General features: G+C 44.0%; 21 protein-coding genes and 1 pseudogene. 9 read left to right on the top strand and 13 right to left on the bottom strand.

What is annotated here, in order from left to right; translation table 11 throughout:
• The coding region (locus Xmir_RS27520) for a hypothetical protein (RefSeq protein WP_208620453.1) at positions 1-269 on the top strand (269 nt) is incomplete at its 5' end.
• Here the strand turns inward: Xmir_RS27520 and murI are convergent.
• Positions 266-1,129: a glutamate racemase gene (gene murI, locus Xmir_RS17410; RefSeq protein ID WP_099115401.1), complete on the bottom strand. Its 864-nt coding sequence runs from the start codon at positions 1,127-1,129 to the stop codon at positions 266-268. The two genes, Xmir_RS27520 and murI, sit on opposite strands and share 4 nt — an antisense overlap.
• Positions 1,074-2,888: a TonB-dependent vitamin B12 receptor BtuB gene (gene btuB, locus Xmir_RS17405; RefSeq protein WP_099115400.1), complete on the bottom strand. Its 1,815-nt coding sequence runs from the start codon at positions 2,886-2,888 to the stop codon at positions 1,074-1,076. The genes murI and btuB overlap by 56 nt, the downstream gene beginning before the upstream one ends.
• Before the next feature lie 217 nt (positions 2,889-3,105).
• Here btuB and trmA point away from each other — a divergent pair, with 217 nt between their 5' ends.
• Entirely contained in the window at positions 3,106-4,206 is a 1,101-nt protein-coding gene (trmA, locus tag Xmir_RS17400) for a tRNA (uridine(54)-C5)-methyltransferase TrmA (protein ID WP_099115399.1), read from the top strand.
• A gap of 128 nt (positions 4,207-4,334) precedes the next feature.
• On the opposite strand, the gene Xmir_RS17395 is transcribed toward trmA, so the two are convergent.
• Positions 4,335-4,712, bottom strand: coding sequence for a YijD family membrane protein (locus tag Xmir_RS17395; protein ID WP_099115398.1), 378 nt, complete (start codon positions 4,710-4,712; stop codon positions 4,335-4,337).
• Between the two features lie 21 nt (positions 4,713-4,733).
• Positions 4,734-5,396 (bottom strand): HTH-type transcriptional repressor FabR, encoded by a 663-nt coding sequence (gene fabR / locus Xmir_RS17390; RefSeq protein ID WP_099115397.1) that lies wholly within the window; start codon positions 5,394-5,396, stop codon positions 4,734-4,736.
• A gap of 207 nt (positions 5,397-5,603) precedes the next feature.
• Between fabR and sthA the strand changes: the two genes are divergently transcribed.
• Positions 5,604-7,001 carry a Si-specific NAD(P)(+) transhydrogenase gene (gene sthA / locus Xmir_RS17385; RefSeq protein WP_099115396.1) on the top strand — a complete coding sequence of 466 codons (1,398 nt, stop codon included), beginning with the start codon at positions 5,604-5,606 and terminating at the stop codon, positions 6,999-7,001.
• On the opposite strand, the gene oxyR is transcribed toward sthA, so the two are convergent.
• The 5 genes from oxyR to argC all read right to left on the bottom strand — a co-directional run bounded on the left by oxyR (position 6,993) and on the right by argC (position 12,560).
• The gene (gene oxyR, locus Xmir_RS17380; RefSeq protein ID WP_099115395.1) at positions 6,993-7,910 is read right to left on the bottom strand and encodes a DNA-binding transcriptional regulator OxyR; all 918 of its coding nucleotides are present in this window, start codon (positions 7,908-7,910) and stop codon (positions 6,993-6,995) included. The genes sthA and oxyR overlap by 9 nt on opposite strands.
• A 98-nt stretch (positions 7,911-8,008) precedes the next feature.
• On the bottom strand, positions 8,009-9,382 hold the full coding sequence (gene argH, locus Xmir_RS17375; protein WP_099115394.1) for an argininosuccinate lyase: 1,374 nt from the start codon (positions 9,380-9,382) through the stop codon (positions 8,009-8,011).
• 48 nt (positions 9,383-9,430) lie between these two features.
• Positions 9,431-10,642 carry an argininosuccinate synthase gene (locus Xmir_RS17370; RefSeq protein ID WP_099115393.1) on the bottom strand — a complete coding sequence of 404 codons (1,212 nt, stop codon included), beginning with the start codon at positions 10,640-10,642 and terminating at the stop codon, positions 9,431-9,433.
• A 69-nt stretch (positions 10,643-10,711) separates the two neighbouring features.
• A complete protein-coding gene (gene argB / locus Xmir_RS17365; RefSeq protein WP_099115392.1) occupies positions 10,712-11,485 on the bottom strand; it encodes an acetylglutamate kinase in 774 nt (257 codons plus the stop codon).
• A 70-nt stretch (positions 11,486-11,555) separates the two neighbouring features.
• Positions 11,556-12,560 carry an N-acetyl-gamma-glutamyl-phosphate reductase gene (gene argC / locus Xmir_RS17360; protein ID WP_099115391.1) on the bottom strand — a complete coding sequence of 335 codons (1,005 nt, stop codon included), beginning with the start codon at positions 12,558-12,560 and terminating at the stop codon, positions 11,556-11,558.
• A gap of 102 nt (positions 12,561-12,662) precedes the next feature.
• On the opposite strand from argC, the gene argE reads away from it, so the two are divergent.
• The 5 genes and pseudogenes from argE to Xmir_RS29405 form a co-directional block, all read left to right on the top strand.
• Positions 12,663-13,820 carry an acetylornithine deacetylase gene (argE, locus tag Xmir_RS17355; protein ID WP_099115390.1) on the top strand — a complete coding sequence of 386 codons (1,158 nt, stop codon included), beginning with the start codon at positions 12,663-12,665 and terminating at the stop codon, positions 13,818-13,820.
• A gap of 329 nt (positions 13,821-14,149) precedes the next feature.
• Positions 14,150-14,635 carry a DMT family transporter gene (locus Xmir_RS17350; protein ID WP_099115389.1) on the top strand — a complete coding sequence of 162 codons (486 nt, stop codon included), beginning with the start codon at positions 14,150-14,152 and terminating at the stop codon, positions 14,633-14,635.
• Positions 14,636-14,842: 207 nt separating this feature from the next.
• Positions 14,843-15,445, top strand: a complete 603-nt coding sequence (locus tag Xmir_RS17345; protein WP_099115388.1) for an FMN-dependent NADH-azoreductase — start codon at positions 14,843-14,845, stop codon at positions 15,443-15,445.
• A gap of 148 nt (positions 15,446-15,593) precedes the next feature.
• Positions 15,594-16,499, top strand: a complete 906-nt coding sequence (locus tag Xmir_RS17340) for a LysR family transcriptional regulator (RefSeq protein ID WP_099115387.1) — start codon at positions 15,594-15,596, stop codon at positions 16,497-16,499.
• A gap of 68 nt (positions 16,500-16,567) precedes the next feature.
• Positions 16,568-16,885 (top strand): annotated as a pseudogene (locus tag Xmir_RS29405) (transposase); the annotation flags it as partial.
• A 16-nt stretch (positions 16,886-16,901) separates the two neighbouring features.
• Here Xmir_RS29405 and Xmir_RS17330 read toward each other — a convergent pair.
• Positions 16,902-17,261, bottom strand: a complete 360-nt coding sequence (locus tag Xmir_RS17330) for a type II toxin-antitoxin system HicB family antitoxin (RefSeq protein ID WP_244170968.1) — start codon at positions 17,259-17,261, stop codon at positions 16,902-16,904.
• Positions 17,262-17,759: 498 nt separating this feature from the next.
• On the opposite strand from Xmir_RS17330, the gene metF reads away from it, so the two are divergent.
• Positions 17,760-18,647 carry a methylenetetrahydrofolate reductase gene (gene metF, locus Xmir_RS17320; protein WP_099115385.1) on the top strand — a complete coding sequence of 296 codons (888 nt, stop codon included), beginning with the start codon at positions 17,760-17,762 and terminating at the stop codon, positions 18,645-18,647.
• 64 nt (positions 18,648-18,711) lie between these two features.
• Here metF and ppc read toward each other — a convergent pair whose 3' ends face one another.
• The 3 genes from ppc to metB form a co-directional block, all read right to left on the bottom strand.
• A complete protein-coding gene (ppc, locus tag Xmir_RS17315; RefSeq protein ID WP_145956921.1) occupies positions 18,712-21,348 on the bottom strand; it encodes a phosphoenolpyruvate carboxylase in 2,637 nt (878 codons plus the stop codon).
• A 336-nt stretch (positions 21,349-21,684) separates the two neighbouring features.
• Complete coding sequence (locus tag Xmir_RS17310; protein WP_099115384.1) at positions 21,685-24,120, bottom strand: bifunctional aspartate kinase/homoserine dehydrogenase II; 2,436 nt, start codon at positions 24,118-24,120, stop codon at positions 21,685-21,687.
• Positions 24,121-24,129: 9 nt separating this feature from the next.
• Entirely contained in the window at positions 24,130-25,290 is a 1,161-nt protein-coding gene (gene metB, locus Xmir_RS17305; protein WP_099115383.1) for a cystathionine gamma-synthase, read from the bottom strand.
• Between the last annotated feature and the right edge of the window lie 176 nt (positions 25,291-25,466).

Genomic DNA, 25,466 nt, shown 5'->3' with positions numbered 1-25,466 from the left:
GTCTTGCGAGTGCCCACACAGATTGTCTGATTAATTTGTTAAAGAGCATTGCAACTGGAAATCTTCTTCCGGGTTGCGAGGCTGCGTATCTTACGCTTTTCGCCTCCGGAGTCAAGCGGTTATTTTCGCCCTCCTCCCACTTTCCTCGGCGGCTTGTCTCAGCGCGGCGTCGGTCAGTGGTGGCGCATTATAGGGAGTTTTACGCCGCTGACAATAGTTTTTTTGAAAAAAATTACCGACTGGCGATTATTACGCCGAATTGCACTTAAGTTGATAGTTTTTCCAGCGATTGGAAGCCATATTCACGTAAAACAGGGCGCAGAGCTTCACTATTTGGTTCCATCTTTGTGCAATAAGCCAAGTTATCCATCGTTGTTAAAAACAAATCATCCCGATTTTTAACCAGCCACGCGGTTCTGCGGGCAATAGCCGCCCCAGAATCAACTAACCTTGTTCCATCAGGTAAAACTTGTGAAAGCTCTTCTGCGATTAAAGGGAAGTGGGTACAACCTAAAATGACAGTATCCGGAGGCTCTTTCATTTTCATCCACGGTTTCAATATCTTCTCCAACTCTTTTAGTGGAATATCCTTACCGTGTAGTTTTCTCTCCGCCAATTCCACCAGCTCAGATGATCCTATTGAGTAGACCTGACAATCCGTCGCAAATCGGGTAATTAATTCTTTGGTATAGTCGCGATTCACCGTAGCACGTGTCGCCAATAATCCAACAACACGGTTACAGCTCAGTTTTGCGGCGGGCTTAATTGCAGGCACGACACCAACGACAGGAAAGGGAAAACGTTCACGCAGAGCTGGCAGACTGACTGTACTGGCCGTATTGCAAGCAATAACGACAACTGCCAAAGGATGTTTTCTCTGGATGACATCAACAACTTGAACAACCCTGTCGATAATTAATTCGGCCGTTTTTTCTCCATACGGGAAAGCTTCATTATCAAAAGCATATATATAGTGGAGATCCGGCAATAATTGCCGGATCTCTTGATAGACAGATAAACCACCCACTCCGGAATCAAAAACCAGAATCGTTGGACGGGTGGTCTTGTTTAAATCAGAAGTTGTAGCTACCAGTGAGGTAGTATTCCCTTCCTGGAGTGCGATAGCCATAGGCTGTCTCATAATTTTTATCAAACAGATTAGCTATTCTAGCACGTATTGTAAGGTGGTCAGTGATTGGATATGAGGCGTTGATGTCCCATAGACTTACGCCAGCTAATTTCACTGTTTTCGCAGGATACACACTATAATCTCGGTCGTAACGCTGACCAATATATTGATAGGTTATTCCCCAATCAACATGGAAGGCTTCCCAATCTAATTGGTATTTAACTTGCTGCTTAGCTCTACGAATTAGTTGCTGATCATTGCCATCGCGCGGATTAACATACTGTACTGTAAGTTGATGCTGAAAAAGGCCGGTATCCATTGTTCCCGTCCACTCAACACCTTTTATTTTTGCCTTACCAATATTTTCATAATGGTTATTGGTAAAATTTATCAATTGTTCAATGTCATTACGATAAACGGACAAACGCCAATTCAGTGGGCCAGTCAATCCTTCAATTCCACCTTCCCATTGTTTACTTTTTTCTGGCTTAAGACTTTCATTACCCCATTGGCTATAAAGCTGATTTAAAGTCGGCGCCTTGAATGCCGTACCATAGGAAACGATAAAACGATAACCATCAATGAATTCCCAACTCGCACCCGTTTGCCATGTTGTATTCCAATTATATTCAGCATGGCGATCTGAACGCACAGCCCCTTCCAAAGTGAAATCATGGATTTTTTGCTGTGTTGTTAAGTACAAGCCTGTGTTATTAACATTTTTTTGTTCTGGAATATAGTTGGAGCCTGCGGCAACTGATTCCCTTTTCCAATCAACTCCACTACTGATTGCACCATGGCCAATCTGCCATAAGTTTCCCCATTGAAAGTTGTATTGTTTGGAGTCACTCAGCGTCGCATTTCCCTCATAACGCTTATGTTTGAAATTATAGTCTTTAGCATGACTGTAACTGGCAGTGAGTTGAGAAGAATAAATACCTTGATTAAATTGAATTCCGGTTTCGTAATTACGACTGAATAATTCTCGGGTATCCGTAAAAACATCATCATAATTTGTCCTATTATCGTAACCGTATGTACGCACAAACCCACTGAGTTGATCATTGAATTTATGATCAATTCCAACCCATAACATTTTGCTCATAAACCCATCTCGATCAGGTTCATTGCTGCTTTTACCAGCAACAACATCAAACCCTTTGGTATAGGTATAACCTGCTGTTGCGGTTAATAAAGTATTCTCACCGAGTTTTTGCTGTGTCGAGCCGTTGTAATTCTGATATCCATTAGATCCTATTCCTGCATTTAGTGTTGTTCCGCGTTGTTCCCGCTTAGTGATGATATTGATTACCCCACCGATAGCATCAGAGCCATATACGGCAGAACGAGCACCACGGATATATTCTATTCGCTGCACCATTGAAATTGGGATTTGGCTAAAATCGGCCGAACCCGTGATACCTGCCTGATTCAAACGGATTCCATCCACCAGCACCAGTGTATGACTTGAGTTTGTACCGCGAACAAATAAAGATGAATGCTGCCCGATACCGCCATTCTGCGCAATATCAACACTCGGCAAACGGCGTAAGACATCAACTAAGCTACTAGATTGCCACTTATCTATATCTTCACGAGTCACTACCGTCATTGGTGCTAAAACTGAGGAAATCGGCTGTTTAAAACGATTAGCTGTAACTACTATCGGATCTTGATTATCCGCAACTGCAACGTGACTCAAACCAGAAAACACTGCAACAGACGCAGCAGCTAAAAGAATGTGTTTTTTATTTGCCATAAGATTTGCGATGAGAGAGTGGTATCTAACGGCTATGCGCCTAACTATGAAGAGTCATGCTATGATAAAGGCCGTAGGGTGTCCAGAATCCCTCCCCATCAAAAAATAGGCCGATAAACCAGAAAACTGGACATCCTTTACGCTTCCCCTACCTTTGCGCTTCCCCTACAATGCCGCTCGGAAATTTTTCTTAATGCGACCATACGAGAACCAGATAATGCAGAATGCTTTACCAACGGAAAATTATGAAAACCAATTGATGGAAAAGGCCCATCGTCTAAAAGGAATGATGACCCCCTTTAGCGCCCCTGAGCCTGAAGTTTTCCGTTCTCCTGCATCACATTACAGGATGCGAGCAGAATTCCGTATCTGGCATGAGGAAGATGACCTGTACCATATCATGTTTGATCAGCAGACCAAGCAACGTATCCGTATTGATCAATTTCCAGTTGCCAATCAGCTTATCAATAGCATGATGAAAGCAATCATTGCTGGCGTAAAAGATAATCCCGTATTACGTCATAAACTGTTTCAAGTGGATTACCTTTCCACCCGCAGCAACAAAATCATTGTTTCCCTGCTTTATCATAAAAAACTGAGTGATGAATGGCGTGAACATGCAACCGTTCTACGCAACCAATTAATCGCAGAAGGATTTGATGTCCAGCTTATTGGGCGCGCTGCAAAAACCAAAATCATGCTCGATCATGACCATATAGATGAAGAATTACCTGTTGCAGGTAAGACCATGATTTACCGTCAGGTTGAAAACAGCTTCACACAGCCGAATGCCAGCATCAATATTCATATGTTGGAGTGGGCGATTAATATTACCAAAGGCTCTAAAGGCGATTTGCTTGAACTTTATTGTGGTAATGGCAACTTCTCTCTGGCGCTGGCGCAGAATTTTGACCGAGTACTGGCGACAGAAATTGCCAAACCTTCAGTTGCTGCCGCACAATTTAACATCGCAGCGAACCACATTGATAATGTACAGATTATCCGTATGTCAGCGGAAGAATTTACACAGGCAATGAATGGAGAGCGAGAATTCAATCGACTGCAAGGAATTGACTTAAAGAGTTATCAATGTGAAACCATTTTTGTTGACCCACCGCGCAGCGGTCTGGATGAAGATACCATCAAAATGGTTCAGGCATATCCACGTATCCTTTATATTTCCTGCAATCCTGAAACACTCTGCCAAAATCTGGAAACACTGACGAAAACTCATACAATCAGCAAACTGGCACTTTTTGATCAATTCCCTTATACCCACCATATGGAATGCGGTGTATTGCTGGAAAAAAGAACCTAACCCCCATAAATGATCATTACTGCTGACTGAAAAACAAAAACGCCACCGTATTAATCTTGTGGCGTTTTTTATTGAACCGTTCTCGCTAAAAACTATCAATTTTAAAAAACTACAACTTTAAAAAACTATCAGCTTTGGCTTTCTGCCGTGAACCTTGACTGCTGTTTGCGCCCTTTCATCTTTAAGTAGATCCAAAATACCAAGGCAGTGGCAATGACGACTGGCAGGAAATTAGAACCAATTTCTGGATATTCCATCCGAATAAATGCGCTATACATAAACATGCCCAAGAAGAAAGATCCTGTTGCCAGTTTTGGCAAACCTTCTGCCATTGGGTAATTTAAATAACGTTGATGGAGACAATACAGAGAAAGTGCCAATGCGATAATAGGGAAAACAGAAAAAGGCACATGTGAATTGAAGAATGCTGAGAAAGTTCCGTGTGTTGCCATTCCAACGATAAGAGCCAGCAACATTGTGCTTTTATCTTGGCGGTATTGTTCCATCGTATTATTCTCCTTTCATTATTATTCAGAAGTTTTAGGGATCGCTTTAGGGACAGTGTTTTTTTCTTGCTCACGACGATACCAATAATAAGCACCTTTGGAAATCATGCGGAGTTGTAAAACTAAACGTTCTTCGAGGCGACGCCTTTTTTCCTCATCAATATCCAGCGCTTCTGCACCTGCACTGAATACAATTGTCACCATCGCCTCGGCTTGTATTTCGGTAAAATGACGTGGCATATGACTCGCTTGTTCAAGATAGTCTGCCAATTCGGCAATAAAATGTTGGATTTCCCGTGCCACAGCCGCACGAAATTCAGCCGATGTACCGGAGCGTTCGCGCAACAATAGCCGGAACGCGTTAGGATTGTTGCCTATGAATTCCATGAACGTTGAAACAGAAGTACGAATGACGCTGCCACCCTTTGCAATACGCTGACGGGCCTGACGCATTAACTGACGCAACATCAAACCACTTTCATCTACCATCGTCAGACCTAATTCATCCACATCCCGAAAATGACGATAGAAAGAAGTCGGTGCAATACCAGCTTCGCGAGCCACTTCCCGCAAACTCAAACTGGTAAAACTACGTTCAGCGCTAAGTTGACTGAATGCTGCTTCAATCAGGGAGCGACGGGTTTTTTCTTTCTGTTTTGCTCTAACGCCGGTTACGTTACTCACAACAATCCTGATCTATCTTGACCCTATGATGAGGCAAATATAACAGATTCTGCGGGGTTTGCTGTGATTGTTCTCTTAAAGATATTATTCGATGTTTTTCTGTTTTATTTCTAAACAATGAGATAAAAACCGTATGCTCATTGGGTTATTACATCAAGTAATGTTAAGATAGAGTTGTTATTTTGTGTAAAAACAGGTCTTTCCTCTATGCAATATACTCATTTTGATGCCATTGTAATTGGCTCTGGTCCCGGCGGGGAAGGAGCAGCAATGGGGTTGGTGAAACAAGATAAAAACGTTGCTGTTATAGAACGTTACAATAATGTCGGTGGTGGGTGTACTCACTGGGGCACCATTCCGTCGAAAGCTCTCCGCCATGCAGTCAGTCGCATTATCGAATTTAATCAAAACCCTCTCTACAGTGATAACTCCCGCATTCTCCGTTCATCGTTTTCTGAAATCCTGCGCCATGCTGAAGTCGTCATTAACCAGCAAACGAAAATGCGCCAAGGGTTTTATGAACGCAATCGGTGCCGGATGTTTGCCGGAGAAGCAACATTCATTGATGAGCATCGGGTCAGTGTTCGTTATGCCGATGGTAGTGTTGACGTATTGAGTGCTGATAAAATCATCATTGCCACCGGCTCCCGCCCTTACTGCCCTCCTGACGTCGATTTCACCCATTCTCGTATTTATAACAGTGATACCATCCTGCAACTGGATCATGAGCCACGTCACGTGATTATCTATGGGGCGGGGGTTATTGGCTGTGAATATGCTTCTATATTCCGGGGGTTGGGCGTTAAAGTAGATTTGATCAATACCCGTGATCATCTGCTGTCTTTCCTTGATCAAGAAATGTCTGATGCCCTGTCTTACCATTTCTGGAATAGTGGCATTATCATCCGCCACAATGAAGAATATGAAAAGATCGAAGGTGTTGATGATGGTGTGATTGTTCACCTGAAATCCGGCAAAAAAGTTAAAGCTGATTGCCTGCTATATGCCAATGGCCGAACAGGTAATACAGACACACTCGGGTTGGAAAATGTCGGGTTGGAAACAGACAGTCGTGGCTTACTGAAAGTTAACCGTGTTTACCAGACCAGTAATGAAAATATCTACGCGGTTGGTGATGTTATCGGCTATCCAAGTCTGGCTTCTGCGGCCTATGATCAAGGGCGCATTGCAGCAAGAGCGATAACAACGGGTAACGCAGACCTGTATCTGGTGGAAGACATCCCAACAGGAATTTATACCATTCCAGAGATCAGTTCAGTGGGTAAGACCGAGCAGCAATTAACCGCCCTGAAAATCCCTTATGAAGTAGGACGCGCTCAATTCAAACATCTGGCAAGAGCACAAATTGCGGGAATGAATGTCGGCAGCATCAAAATCCTATTCCACCGTGAAACAAAGCAGATCTTGGGTATTCACTGTTTTGGCGAACGTGCAGCAGAGATCATTCATATCGGCCAGGCCATTATGGAACAAAAAGGTGAAGGCAATAATATCGAATATTTCGTTAATACCACCTTCAACTATCCAACTATGGCGGAAGCCTACCGTGTTGCAGCGCTCAATGGGTTAAACCGGTTATTTTGATATTTTTCCGAGAATGTCGAAATAATTACCCATCTTAGCCCTAATCGCCTCTGCCAATTGCTCATAGCGACCACGCAGAGGTGAACCGGGACGATAGACCAATATAACGGAGCGCTTGGGTATCGGTTGATCACATTCCAGATAGCATACACCATCACGTTTTCTCTCTCGTGGAACCGATAATTCAGGCAATAATGTAATACCACTACCCGCTGCCACCATATTGCGCAACGTTTCCAGGCTGGTTGCCCTGAAATGGGTATCTTCTTTGGCTCCCGCCTGAAAACAGAAACCCATTGCCTGATCACGTAAACAATGACCATCTTCCAACATCAGTAATTTCTCACCGGCCAGCTCACCCATTTTGACCTGATCTCGTTCGGCCCACTTATGTTCTTCATACACGGCCAGTTTCATAGGTTCTTCAAAAAGCGGCACTTCAATAAATGCCTCAGTTTCTTTCACCAACGCCAAAATAGCACAATCAAGCTTTCCGCTATCAAGCTGCGCCAGCAAGTTTTGGGTTTGCTCCTCGTGCAGATACATTTCTAATTTGGGAAACAATTTATGCAATTCAGGAATGATAAGCGGTAAAAGATAGGGGCCGATTGTAGGAATAAGACCGATATGCAGCGGCCCAGACATACTTTCACCTTGAAGAGAAGCCATCTCCTGCAAGACTTTGACTTCACGCAATACGGTTTTGGCCTGTTCCACCAACAACATACCTTGTTGGGTAAACAATACTTTGCGGCTAGTACGTTCCAGCAGCATCACGCCCAATTCATCTTCCAATTTGCGGATTTGCCCACTCAATGTTGGTTGGCTGACATGACAAGCATCAGCGGCCCGGCGAAAGTGCCGATATTCAGCAAGTGCCACAAGGTATTCCAGATCGCGGATATTCATTCCCACCTCTGCTTTTGATATCAATGATAGTATTGATCTATAAATCATTATATCCATGAGGGCAAAAAACTATCAACGGCTTGTGATTATTGGTTTTTTTACCTAAATCGCAGCTTTGCCTGAGCAATCGCTTGCTTCACTTGTTTTTGTGCTACGCCACCTTTTGCCAGACGCTTATCCAGACAGGATTGCAACGATAAAACGTCATAAACATCCACTGAAATAACATCGCTGAATTTTTGTAATTCAAGTAAAGAAAGTTCTTCCAGTGCCTTACCTTTAGTGATGGCTGCCACTACAGTCTCACCAACAATGTGATGTGCTTCACGGAATGGAACACCTTTTGCCACCAGATAATCAGCCAGCTCAGTTGCATTAGCATATCCCTGTTTTGCTGCCTCCTCACAACGAGAACGTTTCACTTGAATGCCATCCAGTACCAGTGTCGCCATATGCAAGCAATCCAACCAGGTATCCAGTGCATCAAACAAGCCTTCTTTGTCTTCCTGCATATCTTTATTGTAAGCAAGCGGAAGGCCTTTCAGCGTCATCATCATCCCTGTTAAAGCCCCCTGAACCCGGCCACACTTACCACGAATAAGCTCCAGCGCATCTGGGTTTTTCTTTTGTGGCATCAAAGAAGAGCCGGAAGTTACCCGATCTGACAATTCAACAAATCCGGCTTCACCGCTATTAAAGAAGATCAGATCTTCTGCAAAACGCGAAAGGTGGAGCATACTAATGCTTGCATCTGACAATAGCTCCAAGACATGATCCCGATCGGAAACGCTATCCAGGCTATTGCGTGTTGCGGAAGCAAAACCTAACCATGATGCCAATTGTTCCCTATCGATATCGTAAGCCGTTCCTGCCAACGCGCCACATCCCAACGGACTGACATCCAACCGCTTCAATGTATCTTGCAAACGGCTTTCGTCACGTCCCAACATTTCCGCATAGGCAAGACACCAATGGGCAAAAGTAATTGGCTGAGCCCGCTGTAAATGGGTATAACCGGGCATCACTGCATCCTGCTTATTTTCAGCGGTGAGTACCAATGCTTGCTGCAACTCAATCAATGCGTTCAGGATATGGGCGATCTGATCCTTACACCATAATTTCAGGTCGGTTGCGACCTGATCATTACGGCTACGCCCAGTATGGAGTTTTTTCCCCAAATCTCCCACTTTCGCAATCAATTGCCCTTCTACCCAACTGTGAATATCTTCCGCGTCACTTTGCAAAATGGCCTTGGGGCTGATTCGCACTTCATCCAGTAGCTCGTTCAAAGCCAGCTCCAGCTTTTGCTGCTCTCCGGTAGTTAATACTCCCACCGTAACCAATGCTTTTGACCATGCAACTGAACCAACAATGTCCTGCTCAGCCAAACGATAATCAAAACGCAGTGAATCGTTAAATTGCTTGAACCGCTGATCGGCTTCCTGACTGAAACGTCCGCCCCAAAGTGCCATAATATCCTTCCTGTTCTCTTTATCTTTTTACTGTCGATGATTAAGAAATTACTTTTTGCTATTCAGCGCACGGATACGTGAAGAAAGTGAATAGAGGCGAATAAAGCCTTCAGCATGGCTGTGATCGTAAACCTCATCTTCGCCAAAAGTAGCGAACGCTTCAGAATAGAGACTATTGGCGGATTTTTTCTGCACGGCTGTTACCTGCCCTTTATAGAGTTTAAGGACAACCTCCCCGCTGACACTGTCTGCCAACATTTCCGCCGCTGCCTGAATTGACTGGCGCAATGGTGCAAACCAACGCCCATCATAGACAACATAAGACATTTCCAGCCCCAGTTGCTGACGCCATTTGAAGCTATCGCGATCCAGAACCAATTGCTCAATACCACGCAGCGCTTCCATCATGATGGTTCCCCCTGGGGTTTCATAACAGCCACGGGATTTCATGCCCACCAAACGGTTTTCCACAATATCGATCCGCCCAATACCGTGCTTAGCCCCCAGAGCATTCAATTCGTTAAGGCATTGATAAGGCGAAAAAGACTGACCATTCACACCAATCACTTCACCTTTCTCAACGGTGACAGTGACATATTCTGGTTCATTAGGCGCATCTTCTGGCTCGGCTGTCCACACCCAGCAATCTTTGTTGGCGGCATTCCACGTGCTTTCCAACACCCCACCTTCAGTTGAGATGTGCCATGCGTTTTCATCACGGCTATAAATTTTTTCCAGCGTTGCGGTCGTAGGGATATCGCGAACTTTCAAATAATCCAATAGTGCCTCACGGGAACGCAGATCCCATTCCCGCCACGGGGCAACAACTTTCAGATGCGGTGCCAAGGCGGTATAAGTGCTTTCAAACCGAACCTGATCATTACCTTTACCCGTTGCACCATGGGCGACGGCATCAGCCCCCACTTTCAATGCCAGTTCAACCTGTGCTTTGGCAATGATTGGGCGAGCCATTGACGTACCAAGCAGGTAGCTGCCTTCATACAACGCACCGGTTTTCAGCACAGGATAAACATACTCTTTAATGAACTCTTCACGCAGATCAACGACGTAGCATTCAGAAGCACCAGAACGCAATGCTTTCTGCTCGACACCTTCCAGATCTTCACGACTTTGGCCGACATCAGCAACGAACGCGATCACTTCACAATTATCATAATGTTCTTTCAACCACGGAATAATGGCAGAGGTATCCAACCCACCGGAATATGCCAACACAATTTTTTTAATGCTTTTCGTCATAGGGATAACCTTTTTAATTTTGTTTTTATCTCAGCCAAAGGCCATGTTCTCAATCAGCCCAAAAATTCATCAGCCCCAAATTCGTGTACCAACAGGGATGCCATTAAATAACGCAATCAATTGTTCCGCATGCCGCCAGCTCGCAATATCCACTGGCTGCCCAAGCGTTTTTGCGGCTTCCAGAGCTGCATTCACTTTTACGATCATGCCATCGGTAATAATGCCCTGCTCAATAAGCTGTTCGATCTTTTCCGATGTAGCTTCCGGGATTTTCTGGCCTTTGCCATCCAAAATACCGCTAACATCGGATAACAAAACCAAATCTGCGTTTAACACTTGCGCAATGGCAGTCGCTGCCTGATCCGCATTCACATTCATCAACTCACCGTGCTCCGTCATACCAATCGAACTGATAATTGGCATATAGCCCACATCCAGCAAAATTTTCAGAAAATCGGGATGTCCGGGCTGAGCCTTTCCTGTATGACCAAACGTTTCATCAAGTTGGGATACTTTCACAATGCCACCATCTCCCAGACATAACCCAATGGCAGGCAATCGATATTTTATTGCCCATGCCAGTAACTTCTTGTTGGCTGTTCCCGCCAATGTTCCAGTAATGATATCGATTTGATCTGCTGGCGTGACTCGCAGACCTTGCTGTTTCAAAATCGGTAACTGCAATTTCTGCATCAGTTCATCAACCAAACAGCCACCACCATGGACAATGACCAGCGGGCGCTTATGGGTCTTTCGGTACAACTGCAATGTGGTAAATAACCGTTCCAGTGCTTCTTCGCTATCTAATAGCACCCCACCCAACTTGATAACTAACGGCTCCATCGGATTTATCCTCTGTCAGTATTAACATCTGTCGGAATTTTGATTCTTTTGGTATTCAATCTATTTTGGGTTAAAGCAATGCCTGAGTTTCCTCATACCCAAAACGAATATTCATGCACTGCACGGCCTGTGCGGCGGCACCTTTCAGCAAATTATCCTCAGCCCCCACGATGATCAAGTGTTGCCCCTGAACAGCAAAACCAATATCACAGAACGGCAAACCAACAACAGATTTCAGCGCAGGTACACCTTGGTTATATAAACGTACCAGCGGCTTATCGTGATAAGCCTGCAAATAAGCCTCTCTGACTTGTTCTTCTGTCACACCCGATTGCAGTTTGCAGGTAATTGTGGCAAGAATCCCGCGTGAAAAATTGCCCAAATGCGGTGTGAAGATCACTTCTGTACCTAAATGTGTCGCAATTTCAGGTTGATGGCGATGGTTAAAAACCCCATAAGGTTGCAAACTGACTTCACAGAAACTATTGGTTATCGATGCCTTTCGTCCTGCGCCACTGACACCACTGACTGCATTGATCACGGGCCAATATTCCGTATCCAGTAAATTTTTTTCGAGCAACGGTCTCAATGAAAGTTGGGAAACAGTAGGGTAACAACCGGGCACCGCAACCAACTGGGCTTGCTTGATTTTTTCTGCCTGCCATTCTGCCAATCCATACACTGCCTGTTCTAACCATGCTGAATTTTTATGTTCGAATCCATAGTATTTTTTATAAAACTGTGTATTTTGTACTCGGTAGGCACCTGATAAATCAAACACAATACAGCCCGATGCCAGAAATATCGGTGCAATGTCATGGCTGACTTCATGAGCCGTCGCGAGGAAAACCACATCAATACCACGCGCCGCCTCAGAAACATCAGTCAACGGCTGTAAGGGTAAATCCAGCATGCCTTTATATTGCGGGTAAAGCGCTGAAAAACATTTCCCTGCATCTGAACTTTGGGAAGAAACCATCAAACCGGAGAGATGGACATGGGGATGGCGTTGCAGATATGCTGCTAACTCAGCTCCGGTATAACCACTGGCACCAACTATCAACGCATTCAACATGGGATTTATTCACCTTGTAGTATTAACCCAACGATATAATTGCATTTTTATTCAGTTAAAATGAATTAATATTGATACTATTATGAGTAAGGGCTGTCAACAGTGAATATCAAATTACCGCCATTTATTAAGTTATATCATCATCTCATTGCAGCGCCTTCTATCAGTGCCACTGATGCTGAGCTGGATCAAAGCAATGAAGTTGTTATCAATCTGCTGGCGGAATGGCTAAAAGAGATTGGTTTTTCGATTGAAATTCAAGCTGTCCCTGAAACCCGGGGTAAATTCAATCTACTGGCTACATTGGGCAGTGGTTCGGGAGGGTTACTACTGTGTGGTCATACGGATACCGTTCCTTTTGATGCCGGGCGCTGGACACAAGATCCCTTCACACTCACCGAACGCGATGGAAAGTTATATGGGCTTGGCACGGCTGATATGAAAGGCTTTTTTGCCTTTATCATTGATGCTCTGCGGGATATTGATGTCAGTAAACTCTCTCATCCTCTTTATATTCTGGCTACCGCTGATGAAGAAACATCAATGGCCGGCGCACGTTACTTTGCTGCCAATGCCAACATTCGGCCTGATTTCGCAATTATTGGTGAGCCAACATCATTACAACCGATCCGCGCCCATAAAGGACATATAGCTCAATCGATCCGAATTGAAGGAAAATCAGGGCACTCCAGCGATCCCGCGCGAGGTGTTAATGCCATTGATCTAATGTATGAATCCATTACTCGATTGATAGAACTGCGCAACACCTTGCAAGAGCGCTATCACAATCCGGCCTTCGTCATTCCCTATCCAACCATGAATTTCGGCCATATTCATGGCGGGGATGCTGCAAACCGCATTTGTGCTTGCTGCGAACTACATATGGATATCCGCCCTCTTCCTGGATTGACTTTGCAAGATTTAAATGGATTGCTGAATGAGACATTGGAACCCGTAAAACAACGCTGGCCCGGGCGCCTGAACGTAACGGAACTCCATCCCCCGATTCCGGGTTATGAATGCCCAACGGACCATAAATTGGTTGGTGTGATTGAAAAACTACTAGGAACGAAAGCGGATACCGTCAACTACTGTACAGAGGCGCCTTTTATTCAGGAGTTGTGCCCCACATTGGTCTTGGGACCGGGCTCGATTGAACAAGCACATCAACCCGATGAATTCTTGGATATGACATTTATTGAACCAACAAGGAAACTGCTTTCACAGATTGTGGAGCATTTTTGTTTGAATGCGGGTTGATTGTCACTACGTATAATAACCTCGGTGAGTGCCCGAGGTTTTTCTGCTTAAGATATCTGTTTTTTGTGCCAGCAAAATTAAACGATATGACAGCAGCCAATCATTCATTATTTGAATAATTTTATATTAAAAAAATGATTTCAATTCTTTTGATTAATGTTCAAGAATGACCACGTATTAAAATGTTATCACATACCCACTGGGTGCACCTTTCGTTCAAGTAAAAGAAAAACATGTTTAATACTACCGAGTTTTAGAATCCAATATTTAACTAAGGAATATAGTTAAACACCAAGAACATGATTTAAAGTTAATTTGAGGTAATATCAATGACATTCCCTATTTCAACATCAGCTGCTATTTTGACATGTGGAGCAATTTTTGCTGGAGCTGTAGTGCCACTGCAAGCTGGTGCTAACGCTGCATTAGGCCGCAATTTAGGGCATCCGCTATGGGGAACTATAGTATCACTTTTAGTGAGCTTATTAGCTGTTATTCCAGTTTTGCTAGCAATGAGAGTACCAACGCCACAGATTGCTCAGGCAGCAAACTTACCAATATGGTCTTGGTTTGGTGGTATTGCTGGAGTGATATACATTACTGCGGCTCTCATTCTGACTCCACAGCTAGGCGCAACTAATTTCATTATATGTGTGATAGCTGGTCAAATTATTACATCTGTACTGATTGATCATTTTGGATTAATGGGATTGCCAATTAAAGAAGTAAATTTAGGAAAGCTATTAGGAATAGTATTAATTTTTTCTGGTGTTCTGATGGTGCAATATTTCACTATGGTTACCAATAAAAGTTAGAAATAAATATCCATAGAAAACTTAACATTAAGCATTTTAACTCAATCAGTTACAAATAATAAAAAATTAAACCATTGTAAGTTTTTTTATTATCACATTTTATAAATATGCTTTGGTGATGTTAATACATCTTATGCTCTAATTTTTCATAGTATATGATTAGTTACTACGACATTGGCATCACCATGTTATTATAAGGAACCAAACATGAGTAAAGCACTTATACTTAAATCTAGCATTCTAGAGCAATACTCTCAAAGTAATAAAATGGTAGATTATTTTATTGAAAAATGGTCAAATAATAAACCAGAAAATAAAGTCACCATTCGAGATCTGGCTAAACATCCAATTCCTGTGCTTGATAATGAATTAGTAGGTGCATTATGCACAAATAATATTGATTTAACAGATCGACAAAAAGAAGCACTAAATTTATCTAATTCATTAATTTCAGAATTAAAAAATCATGACGTAATTGTTATTGCAGTACCTATGTATAACTTTAACATTCCAACTCAGTTAAAAAATTATTTTGACTTAATTATCCGTTCAGGCGTTACGTTTCGTTATACTGAGTCCGGCTCTAAGGGGTTAATAGAAGGCAAAAAAGCCATCGTATTGACCGCTCGTGGTGGGATCTACAAAGATAGCCCTTCTGATTTACTGACTCCATACATGAATCTCATTTTGAATTTTATTGGGATTACCGATGTTGAGTTCATTTTCGCAGAAGGATTATCGCTAGGAAATGAATCTGCCATGCAATCACAAAATAATGCGCGTAACATAATGGATGAAATGTTCTCTTAACTCCTATTCATAAGATGGCCAATTTACCATTGCAGTTTATGTGCTGTTTTTAATCTAACGATATCATTTTTTAATCTTTAAAACCACCTGAGTATATTTTTGTTACATTTTATGTTCCCTATTAAAAAAACTTTTCATTATAAGATCTATGAATAATTTACGAAATATTGACCTTAATTTATTAGTGACTTTGCAAGTTTTATTAATTGAAAAGCACATCACTCGTACGGCAAATAGACTACATAAAAGTCAACCAGCAATAAGCCATGCACTTGCAAATTTGCGTAATCTGTTTGATGATCCTTTGCTAGTTCGCCGCTCTGGAAAGCTTGAACTAACTATTCGAGCTCAAGAATTACTCATACCTCTTCGTGAGATTTTAGGACAAATTAATACACTAATTGAACCCCCATTATTCGATCCAGCTCAGACCAAAAGAACATTCTGTTTATCGATGTCAGACTATGGAGCTCGTGTTCTATTACCCATTTTAATCCGAACATTTCGCACTATTGCCCCTAATATTGAATTATCTATAAGTCAAGCTAGCCGGGAATCCATGCTTATTGACATAATCGATAACGAAGTTGATCTCGCTTTCGGAGTATTTCCGCAAAAGATACCTGAGGCTTTGCGGGTACACACTTTATTTGTCGAAAAATTTTCTTGTCTAGCTGACGCATCAACTATTCCAGAAAATGGATATCTAGACCGAAGTTCTTGGTTAGCACGCCCTCATGTATCTGTTGCTATGCGAGCAGGCGCAGAAGACGATATTGATCGTGTTTTAGCGAAAGAAGGTTTACATAGAAAGATTAGTGTGCAACTACCTCACTGGGGCATAGCCAATGATATCATTTCTGGAACTGATTTAATTCTCACAGTGGCTCACCGTAGTTTGAACAGTGTAAAAAATGACTCTAATCTACGGATATTTCCCCCACCATTTAATATTGCTCCTTTCGATTTTAAAATGGTTTGGCACAAACGGCAGGAAATAGATACTGCTCATTGTTGGTTAAGGCAGATAATCATGCGTCTTTTGAATGGCTGATTCACATAATAAGCTACTGTCTTGATCGTCAATCATCAGCATGCAAATGACAACTTGACACTTAGAAGGGCATCAGAGGTTATCTCAGTCAAGCGCTCAAGGACAATTTAGCAGAAACTGGCGTGACTTTGATCACTCAAAGGTACCGTAATATGAAAGAACATATCCTCACCGTGTGGAATAACATAATGTTATAAAATCATTTTATTATTGAAACGATCAATGGGCAGTTAAAGAATGTCTCTCAGATAGAGCACTCATGTCACCGCAGTATCAAGGGATTTCTATTAACTGTGTTGGGTGGACTCATTGCCTATTGTTTGAAAAAGAAGAAACCGTCACTGCATCTTTCCCATTCTGGCAAAGGTGACTTAGTGACGGCTTAAGCAGCATTCGGGTTATTTAGAATGCCGTTGTGACCACTATAGAAACTTCCACATTGCGATTAAGCTTATGCAAAGCCAGCTCTACCGTTTCCACTTTTGATGAATGCTCGACATCAAATAATCGATCAATTTGTATTGGTTTTTGCCCCATTTTACGTGCCAACTCAGATTTCCGAGTGCCCGTTTCAATCATAGCGTTATGCAACGCCGCTTTCATTGCCACCAGAACAGGTACATTTACAACATACTCACCATCCTTAGGTGCACTACCAAGGGGAATTGGGCTGCGTTCATCAATCTCTATCGCTATAGCCGTCACCAACCCCTCAACCGCTTCCAGAATTGCCTCATCAACAGAATCGCCCACTGAGTTCATCAGAGGTAGATTCCGGCATTTCTTTGGAACCGTGGTCGGGGAAAACTGAGCGCTGACCATTTAAGCTAACTTTTTGACTGCCACCTCCAAGTGCTTTTTTAAATTCAATGCCTTGTTGTTACAACTACCTCCTGAACCCACTGTATTTCATCTGCCCCCGCCAATATATTAATAACATTAAAGTTAAATTAGATAACAAATAAAAATAAAAACATTACACAAGTGTTTAATAACAATAAGTAACTAATATTTTCAGGGTGGCAGTCCGTGACGTTGAAATGGTGAGTTAACTCATTCTTTTCATATATCCCCAACATGAATTTATTTCCTGATCACTTTGAATATTACTCATCGGAAATAAGCCATTTCTCAATTGACTAAAAATCCCGCTTCGCCCATTCTATTTAGACATCTAAACGGATAGATACATAAACATTTAAACATCCAAACGTAAGCGGATATAACAAAAAACTCCGCTTGTTCAAGAGGGTACAGGGTATGAGTTTTTTTCACGCTAATCAGCGAGAAGCGCTGAATCAGAATTTAGCTGAGCTTGATGGGCAAATTCGTGTTTCCTTTGAATTCTTTCCACCCAGTACTCCTGAGATGGAACAAACCCTGTGGAAATCCATTGACCGTTTGAGCAAGCTGAAACCCAAATTTGTTTCCGTCACTTATGGCGCTAACTCAGGTGAACGTAATCGTACTCATAGCATCATCAAGGGAATCAAAGAAAAAACGGGGTTGGATGCGGCACCACACCTGACCTGCATTGATGCCAGCCGTGAAGAGCTACGCGACATTGCCCATGATTATTGGCGAAATGGCATTCGCCATATTGTGGCATTACGTGGCGATCTACCTAATGACAGCGGCAAACCAGAAATGTATGGTGCTGATTTAGTCGAGCTTTTAAAAAAAGAAGCCGATTTTGATATCTCTGTTGCTGCTTACCCGGAGGTACATCCAGAAGCGAAAAGCGCGCAAGCTGATCTGATTAATCTAAAGCGCAAAATTGACGCGGGAGCCAATCGTGCCATTACCCAATTCTTTTTTGATGTCGAAAGTTACCTGCGTTTTCGCGATCGCTGCGTTGCAACGGGAATTGATGTAGAAATTGTACCGGGCATTTTGCCTGTTTCGAATTTCCGTCAGTTACAACGATTTGCCACCATAACTAATGTTCGTATCCCAAGTTGGATGACAAAAATGTTTGAAGGGCTGGAAGATGATCCGGAAAGTCGCAACTTAGTCGGTGCCTCTATCGCAATGGATATGGTGAAAATTCTCAGTCGTGAAGGAGTGAAAGATTTTCATTTTTATACCCTGAACCGGGCAGAGCTGAGTTATGCCATCTGCCATACGCTAGGAGTCCGGCCTTCTTAATGATTTCAAATCAAAGCCGAACAGTTCCCCATTCGGCTTTGATGATTTAAAAATTCTTAAAAAACTATCCCGTATTTCGCATTCCTGCCGCAACACCTGCAATTGTCACCATCAGCGCCTGTTCAAGATGCGGGTCAGGATTTTCCTGTTGGCGAGAGCGCTGTAGCAATTCCGCTTGTAGTACGTTCAACGGATCAGTATATACGTTACGCAAAGCGATGGATTCTGCAATCCACGGCAAATCCGCCATTAATTGCTCATCCTGCGCAATAGCGAGTACCGTTTTGATATCTTCCGCAAGTTGGTTACGCAATTGTACTCCCAAAGGCCACAGTTTTGGCTCTACCAAACGTTGGTCGTAGTACTCCGCCAGCCATAAATCGGCTTTGGCAAACACCATCTCCAACATGGCAATACGTGTATTAAAGAATGGCCAGTCGCGGCACATATCCGTTAAAACCGATAGTTTGCCTTCAACTATGATTCGTTGCAGTGCTGCACCCGCACCTAACCATGCCGGCAACATCAGGCGGTTCTGTGTCCATGCGAATATCCACGGGATAGCTCGCAGACTTTCTACACCGCCTGTCGGGCGACGTTTAGCAGGTCGCGAACCCAACGGTAATTTTGCTAATTCTTGTTCAGGCGTTGCGGCCCTGAAATAAGGCACAAACTCCGGTTGTTCACGCACATAATCACGATACATATCGCAGGAAACATCCGAGAGTGTATCCATGATTTGATGCCATTCTGGTTTGGGTTCCGGCGGTGGCAATAAGTTTGCTTCCAGTATCGCACTGGCATACAACGCCAGACTGCTGATCGTCACCTGCGGCAAGCCGAACTTAAAGCGGATCATTTCTCCCTGCTCAGTGACACGCAATCCTCCTTTCAGACTGCCCGGTGGCTGAGAGAGCAAAGCTGAATGCGCTGGCGCACCACCACGACCAATCGTGCCGCCGCGTCCGTGGAACAAGGTTAATGTCACACCTTCTTGTTCACACAATTTGATTAAAGCATCCTGTGCCCGGTATTGTGCCCAAGATGCCGCCATCACCCCGGCATCTTTTGCTGAATCTGAATAACCGATCATCACCATCTGCTTATCCTTAATCAGATCGCGATACCATGTTATTCCCAGCAATTGCCGAATCACACTTTCTGCATTATTCAGGTCATCAAGGGTTTCGAACAACGGCGCCACAGGCAATGATAATGAACAACCCGCCTCTTTCAGCAATAATTTCACCGCCAACACATCAGAAGGCACTTTCGCCATGGAAATAACATAGGCAGCAATCGCATCTTGTGGTGATTCGGCAATGACTTTGCAAGTTTCAAAAACCTCTTGGGTTTCTGCACTTGGCTGCCAGTCACGCGGAATAAGAGGGCGTTTCGAATTCAATTCACGCAACAAAAACGCCTGTTTCTCGGCTTCAGGCCAGCTTGCATAATTCCCCATTTCCAAATATTGCGTTAACTCTGCAATGGCATCAGTATGGCGAGTACTTTCCTGACGAATATCAATCCGCACCAAAGACAGGCCAAAGCAGCGGATCCGGCGCAAGGTATCCAGCAACTGCCCATTCGCAATAATCTCCATTCCGCAGGATTTCAGGGATTGGTAACAAGCATACAAGGGTTGCCAAAGTTGTTCGTTATGCAGCAGCAAATCCGTGGGGGGTAAAGCTTGTTCACCTTTAAGGCATTTCTCCAAATAAGCCAGAGTGTTACTCAATTGCGTTCGCAATTGTTTGGCAATTTCACGGTAAGGCTCTAAAACATGCTCACCACCCGCCATTTGACGAAGTTTGGGTGTACATTCCGACATGGAGAGTTCAGAAACGAGAATCTGTATATCTTTCAAAAACAGATCGGCAGCCTTCCAACGGCTGAGCAACAGGACATGGCGGGTAATTTCGGCGGTAACGTTAGGATTACCATCACGATCTCCCCCCATCCAGGAAGTGAAACGAACTGGTACGGCTTCCACTGGCAAGTGATATCCGATGGATGCTTCCAACTGTTCATTGAATTCACGCAGGAACGCCGGCACACCTTCCCACAGACTGTTTTCAACTACCGCAAACCCCCATTTTGCTTCATCGATTGGGGTTGGGCGAATCTTACGGATCTCATCAGTATGCCATGATTGGGCAATCAACTGACGTAAGCGACGCATAATATTATTGCGCTCATAATCGGCCAAATCATCATGATCAAGCTGTGCCAGACAGCCATTCACTTCAACGAGTTTATGAATCAATGTTCGGCGGGCAATTTCTGTCGGGTGTGCCGTCAAGACTAGTTCAATCGCCAAGTCATTCACTGCTTTGATCAAATCATCATTGCTGAATTGTTTGTCTTTCAGACGATTGAATAATGCTGCCAGCGCTACCGGATTACTCGCAGCTTCTCCATGGGGTGAAATGCTGTGATATTGTTCGGCCACGTTAGCCAGATTTAAAAACTGGTTAAAGGCACGAGCGACAGGGAGTAATTCATCATTGGATAAATTTTCCAGTGTCGATAAAAGCTGTTGACGATGAGCCTCGTTACCTGCGCGGGATGATTTGGATAACTTCCTGATCGTTTCAACTTTATCAAGAATATCTTCTCCCAAAGCCTCTTTAATCGTGTCGCCCAGCAACTTACCGAGCATACTGACATTACTTCGCATTGCGGAATATTGTTGATTCATGTGGTTCCTGGCCTTGTGTTGCTGTATGTTACCCATTTCACCAGATGGCTGGTTCAATCGGCATCTATCCTGTATCTGTCAAGATTAGAGCTGTTCTTTTGTTTATCTCTAACGCTCTATTCATATCAGAAAACAAACTATTTGGGCGGATTTTATGAAATTTAATCAAGATTTCTTTTTTATAAGACAATCCGATGGCTTGCTTTGTTTGTTCTCAATAAATTTGTTTTTTCAATAAGTTATTTTTTAAATATAAAGAGCAATAAGATGTTTTTGATTGGCGGGATGATGATACAGGCAGGGATAGTTCATCATATCCCCGCCCAAAACCACAAATTAGAGAAGCTGTGAGAGGCGATTTAAATCTGATTGGATTGCTCCCGCGGTAACGTCCCGCCCGGCACCAGGGCCACGGATCACCAGCGGATTATCACGATACCAGCGGCTTTCTATCGCAAATACGTTATCCGCTGGCAGCAATGAAGCTAACGGATGATCATTACGCACCGCTTCCACACCCACTTTCGCTTTACCACTGGCATCAAAGCGCGCGACATATCGTAGTACCATGCCCATTTCCCGTGCTGCCTCCAACCGTTGAAGCATCTGGGCATTAATAGCAGCGCTGTTTTCAAAAAATTCTTCGATGGAACCGATTCGTGCCTCTTCCGGCACCAGTGATTCAACACGAACGTGATCAGGTTCTATCTCGTAACCCGCTTCTCTGGCTAAAATAACCAGCTTACGCATCACATCCTGACCAGAAAGATCGATACGCGGATCAGGTTCCGTCAATCCTTGCTGCCATGCCTGTTCGACCAAATCACTGAAAGGGACAGAACCATCAAATTGCAAGAATAGCCATGATAACGTTCCGGAAAAGATCCCGCTGATGGACAGGATAGTATCTCCACTTTCCCGTAAGTCCCTGACCGAGTGATTAATCGGCAACCCTGCGCCAACTGTGGCATTGTATAACCAATGGCGTCCCGTTTTTGCAAAGGCATCGCGGATCATACGATATGTGTTGCTATCGGAAGAACCGGCCACTTTGTTGGCACTGATAACGTGAAATCCATAGCTGGCAAAATCGATATATTCTTTGGCGAGTTCTTCACTTGCCGTCACATCCAGTACCACCAAATCATCATAAGGATGTGCTCTCATCCATAAAAACAGAGCATCGTCTTCATGTTTAGTCGCTTCGTCATCAAAGAACGCCAACGCACGACTGGCATCAATCCCTTGATAATTCAGTAAACTTCGGCAACTATCCACAACACCCGCCAGAATAAACTCAAAATCACTGCGGGCTGAAATATGCTTCTGTTCACGAGCAAATAGTTCTAACCAACGTGAGCCAATGTTTCCTTTGCCAAACAGCACCAAACCGATGCGTTTTTCTGCCCGAAACAGACTTTGGTGCAGACCCTGAATCAGGTGCGAAGTTTGGTTCAGGCGCAGAACAGCAACAAGGCTGATGCCATCTTCCGCATGCCAGATAAATTCAACAGGCTGATCTTTTAATTGTTGATAGAAACGATGGCAATGCAGCGGATTTTTACAGACGCCAGCCCCCACCAATGCCACCAGCGCCAAACCTTCACGCAGGGAAAGTTTTCCGGGCAAAGCGGCATCCTGCAAAACATCAAGGGCACCGTTCACAATCTCAGAGGTATAGCAAAGCTGAATAAGATTACAGTCCGCATGCAGTCCTGTCGCCAGCGGCCGGATTTGGGCGCGTTTCAACAGTGAATCAATATCGTTGTAGATTTGCTTAAAGTCGTGGGCTGACGATACATGCAATTCAATCAGGCAAACATCATCATGGCTGGTAACAATTTTCGCTCCAGTCCCTGTTGCCAGCACCCGCTCAATGCGAGTCGAACCTTGCTCAGGCTGGTAGCTGCAACGCAATTGCAGATCAATATCGCTGGTGGAAACAGGCTGTAATGTGCGGGTATGAAGTACAGGTGCCGCCAAACGGGCCAATTCACTGGCTTCATCCAAGCGTAACAAAGGTAGCAGGCACGCATCTTTGACTTTACGCGGATCGGCACTATAAACCCCTGCAACATCACTCCATATAGTGACTTTTTGGGTTCCCGCCAATGCACCAACCTGTGTGGCAGAATAGTCACTGCCATTGCGCCCCAACAGGACGGTTTCACCATTTTGGTTACTAGAGATGAACCCCGTGACAACCAAACGCTTATGAGGATTTTGGATCAATAACTGGCTGAGCAAGGGTTGGGACAAACTCACATCAACCTGTGGCTGAGCAGCTCGTTCTGCCCGCAGAAATTGGCGTGCATCCAGCCATGCACTAGGGAGGCCCTGATGCTCAAGTAACGCCGCCATCAAACGTGCAGACCAAATCTCACCATGACCGACAACTTCTGCATAAGTGATATCTGTAACGGGCTTATCTAACAGTGCACTCAATCTCTCCAGATCAGCGATAAACTTTGTGACCAGCTCTTCTGCTACCGACTCAGGCAATAAGCCACGGATCAACTCTTGCTGATAGCGCCGTAGTGATTGCTGGACTTGATGTGCTGATATCCGGTCACTCTGGCTCAGTTTCAGCCAATCAATAAGCTGATTCGTTGTACTCCCTGCCGCTGATACCACCATCAAATCACCCGGCTGGCTATAGTTCGCCATAATATCTGCAACCCGCTGATAACATTTCACATCGGCCAGGCTGCTACCGCCAAATTTATGTAATTGGCGGCCAGATTCCGCCCCCGCTGTTGCCAGTGCACTCATGATTAATGATTACCTCGTTGTCGCTGCCTGAAACGCATTGTCCAGATCAGCAATTAAATCCTGACTATCTTCAATTCCTACAGAGACACGAAGAAGCAAATCCGTAATCCCTGCCTGAGCCCTTGCTTCTGCCGACATTCCCGCGTGTGTCATTGTTGCGGTATGAGAAATCAACGATTCCACGCCACCGAGAGATTCAGCCAGAGTAAATAATTTTAATGCAGATAAAAAGCGGCGCATGGTTAGTTCATCACCATCCAATTCGAAACTCAGCATCGCCCCAAAACCCTTTTGCTGTTTAACGGCAATTTCATGTCCGGGATGGCTTTTCAGCGCAGGATAATAGAGCTTTTTCACTTGTGGTTGCTGTTGTAAATAATCAGCAATAACAGCAGCATTATTCTGTTGAAGCAGCACACGGGCAGATAAGGTACGGATGCCGCGCAGCAACAAATAGCTGTCAAAAGCTGCCCCTGTTACACCAATATTGTTCGCCCACCATGCCAAATCTTTGGCAATTTCCGGATCTTTGGCAATGATCGCCCCTGCAATCAGGTCAGAATGCCCGTTCAGATATTTCGTGCAGGAATGCACCACTAAGTCCGCCCCCAAATCCAATGGCTTTTGCAGTACAGGACTCAGGAAGGTGTTATCCACGATAGCCAATGCCCCCACTTCATGGGCCAGCTCGCAAATATATTGAATATCGACAATTCGTAACAGAGGATTGCTCGGTGTTTCAATCAACACCAGTTTAGGCTTTCGTGCCAATGCCTGTTTCAGAGCCTGATCATCTGACTGATCAACAAAGAGCACATTGTATGCACCACGTTTGCTCAAGCTATCAAACAGACGGTAACTTCCACCATAACAATCATGGGGAGCTACTAATAAATCCCCCGGTTTCAGAAATACAGTGCATAGCAGATGAATGGCTGACATACCGCTGCTGGTCATCACTGCCCCAGTACCACTTTCCAGATCTGCCAAAACCTGTTGGACAACATCGCGGCCTGGATTACCACGTCGAGAATAATCATGCGCTCTGGGTTCGTTGAAACCAGTAAAGTTATATGTGCTGGAAAGATAAATAGGTGGAACCACACAGCCATATTGTTCATCAATATTTGAGCCACTGTGAACCGCAATTGTCGCTTGCTTACATCCCATAACCTTTACCCATCATTGTTATTATTGGCGTCATGCAAGGATAACGATCGGAAGCATAGACGTCAACACATCTAGACATCCAAAATCATTTGCGGTTTAATACGGCAGTCTGATACTACAATTAGGCGATTATCCTTATGCTTTATATTTCTTCTGGTTATACTTTATAAGTCAGT

The sequence above is a fragment of the Xenorhabdus miraniensis genome (genome assembly GCF_002632615.1).
This window is presented reverse-complemented; position numbering and strand designations above follow the sequence as displayed.

Bases quoted from the DNA above. Each gene is read 5' to 3' on its own strand.
- murI (WP_099115401.1), bottom strand. From the start codon at position 1,129: ATGGCTATCGCACTCCAGGAAGGGAATACTACCTCACTGGTAGCTACA.
- btuB (WP_099115400.1), bottom strand. From the start codon at position 2,888: ATGGCAAATAAAAAACACATTCTTTTAGCTGCTGCGTCTGTTGCAGTG.
- trmA (WP_099115399.1), top strand. From the start codon at position 3,106: ATGCAGAATGCTTTACCAACGGAAAATTATGAAAACCAATTGATGGAA.
- Xmir_RS17395 (WP_099115398.1), bottom strand. From the start codon at position 4,712: ATGGAACAATACCGCCAAGATAAAAGCACAATGTTGCTGGCTCTTATC.
- sthA (WP_099115396.1), top strand. From the start codon at position 5,604: ATGCAATATACTCATTTTGATGCCATTGTAATTGGCTCTGGTCCCGGC.
- oxyR (WP_099115395.1), bottom strand. From the start codon at position 7,910: ATGAATATCCGCGATCTGGAATACCTTGTGGCACTTGCTGAATATCGG.
- argH (WP_099115394.1), bottom strand. From the start codon at position 9,382: ATGGCACTTTGGGGCGGACGTTTCAGTCAGGAAGCCGATCAGCGGTTC.
- Xmir_RS17370 (WP_099115393.1), bottom strand. From the start codon at position 10,642: ATGACGAAAAGCATTAAAAAAATTGTGTTGGCATATTCCGGTGGGTTG.
- argB (WP_099115392.1), bottom strand. From the start codon at position 11,485: ATGGAGCCGTTAGTTATCAAGTTGGGTGGGGTGCTATTAGATAGCGAA.
- argC (WP_099115391.1), bottom strand. From the start codon at position 12,560: ATGTTGAATGCGTTGATAGTTGGTGCCAGTGGTTATACCGGAGCTGAG.
- Xmir_RS17350 (WP_099115389.1), top strand. From the start codon at position 14,150: ATGACATTCCCTATTTCAACATCAGCTGCTATTTTGACATGTGGAGCA.
- Xmir_RS17345 (WP_099115388.1), top strand. From the start codon at position 14,843: ATGAGTAAAGCACTTATACTTAAATCTAGCATTCTAGAGCAATACTCT.
- Xmir_RS17340 (WP_099115387.1), top strand. From the start codon at position 15,594: ATGAATAATTTACGAAATATTGACCTTAATTTATTAGTGACTTTGCAA.
- Xmir_RS17330 (WP_244170968.1), bottom strand. From the start codon at position 17,261: ATGAACTCAGTGGGCGATTCTGTTGATGAGGCAATTCTGGAAGCGGTT.
- metF (WP_099115385.1), top strand. From the start codon at position 17,760: ATGAGTTTTTTTCACGCTAATCAGCGAGAAGCGCTGAATCAGAATTTA.
- ppc (WP_145956921.1), bottom strand. From the start codon at position 21,348: ATGAATCAACAATATTCCGCAATGCGAAGTAATGTCAGTATGCTCGGT.
- Xmir_RS17310 (WP_099115384.1), bottom strand. From the start codon at position 24,120: ATGAGTGCACTGGCAACAGCGGGGGCGGAATCTGGCCGCCAATTACAT.
- metB (WP_099115383.1), bottom strand. From the start codon at position 25,290: ATGGGATGTAAGCAAGCGACAATTGCGGTTCACAGTGGCTCAAATATT.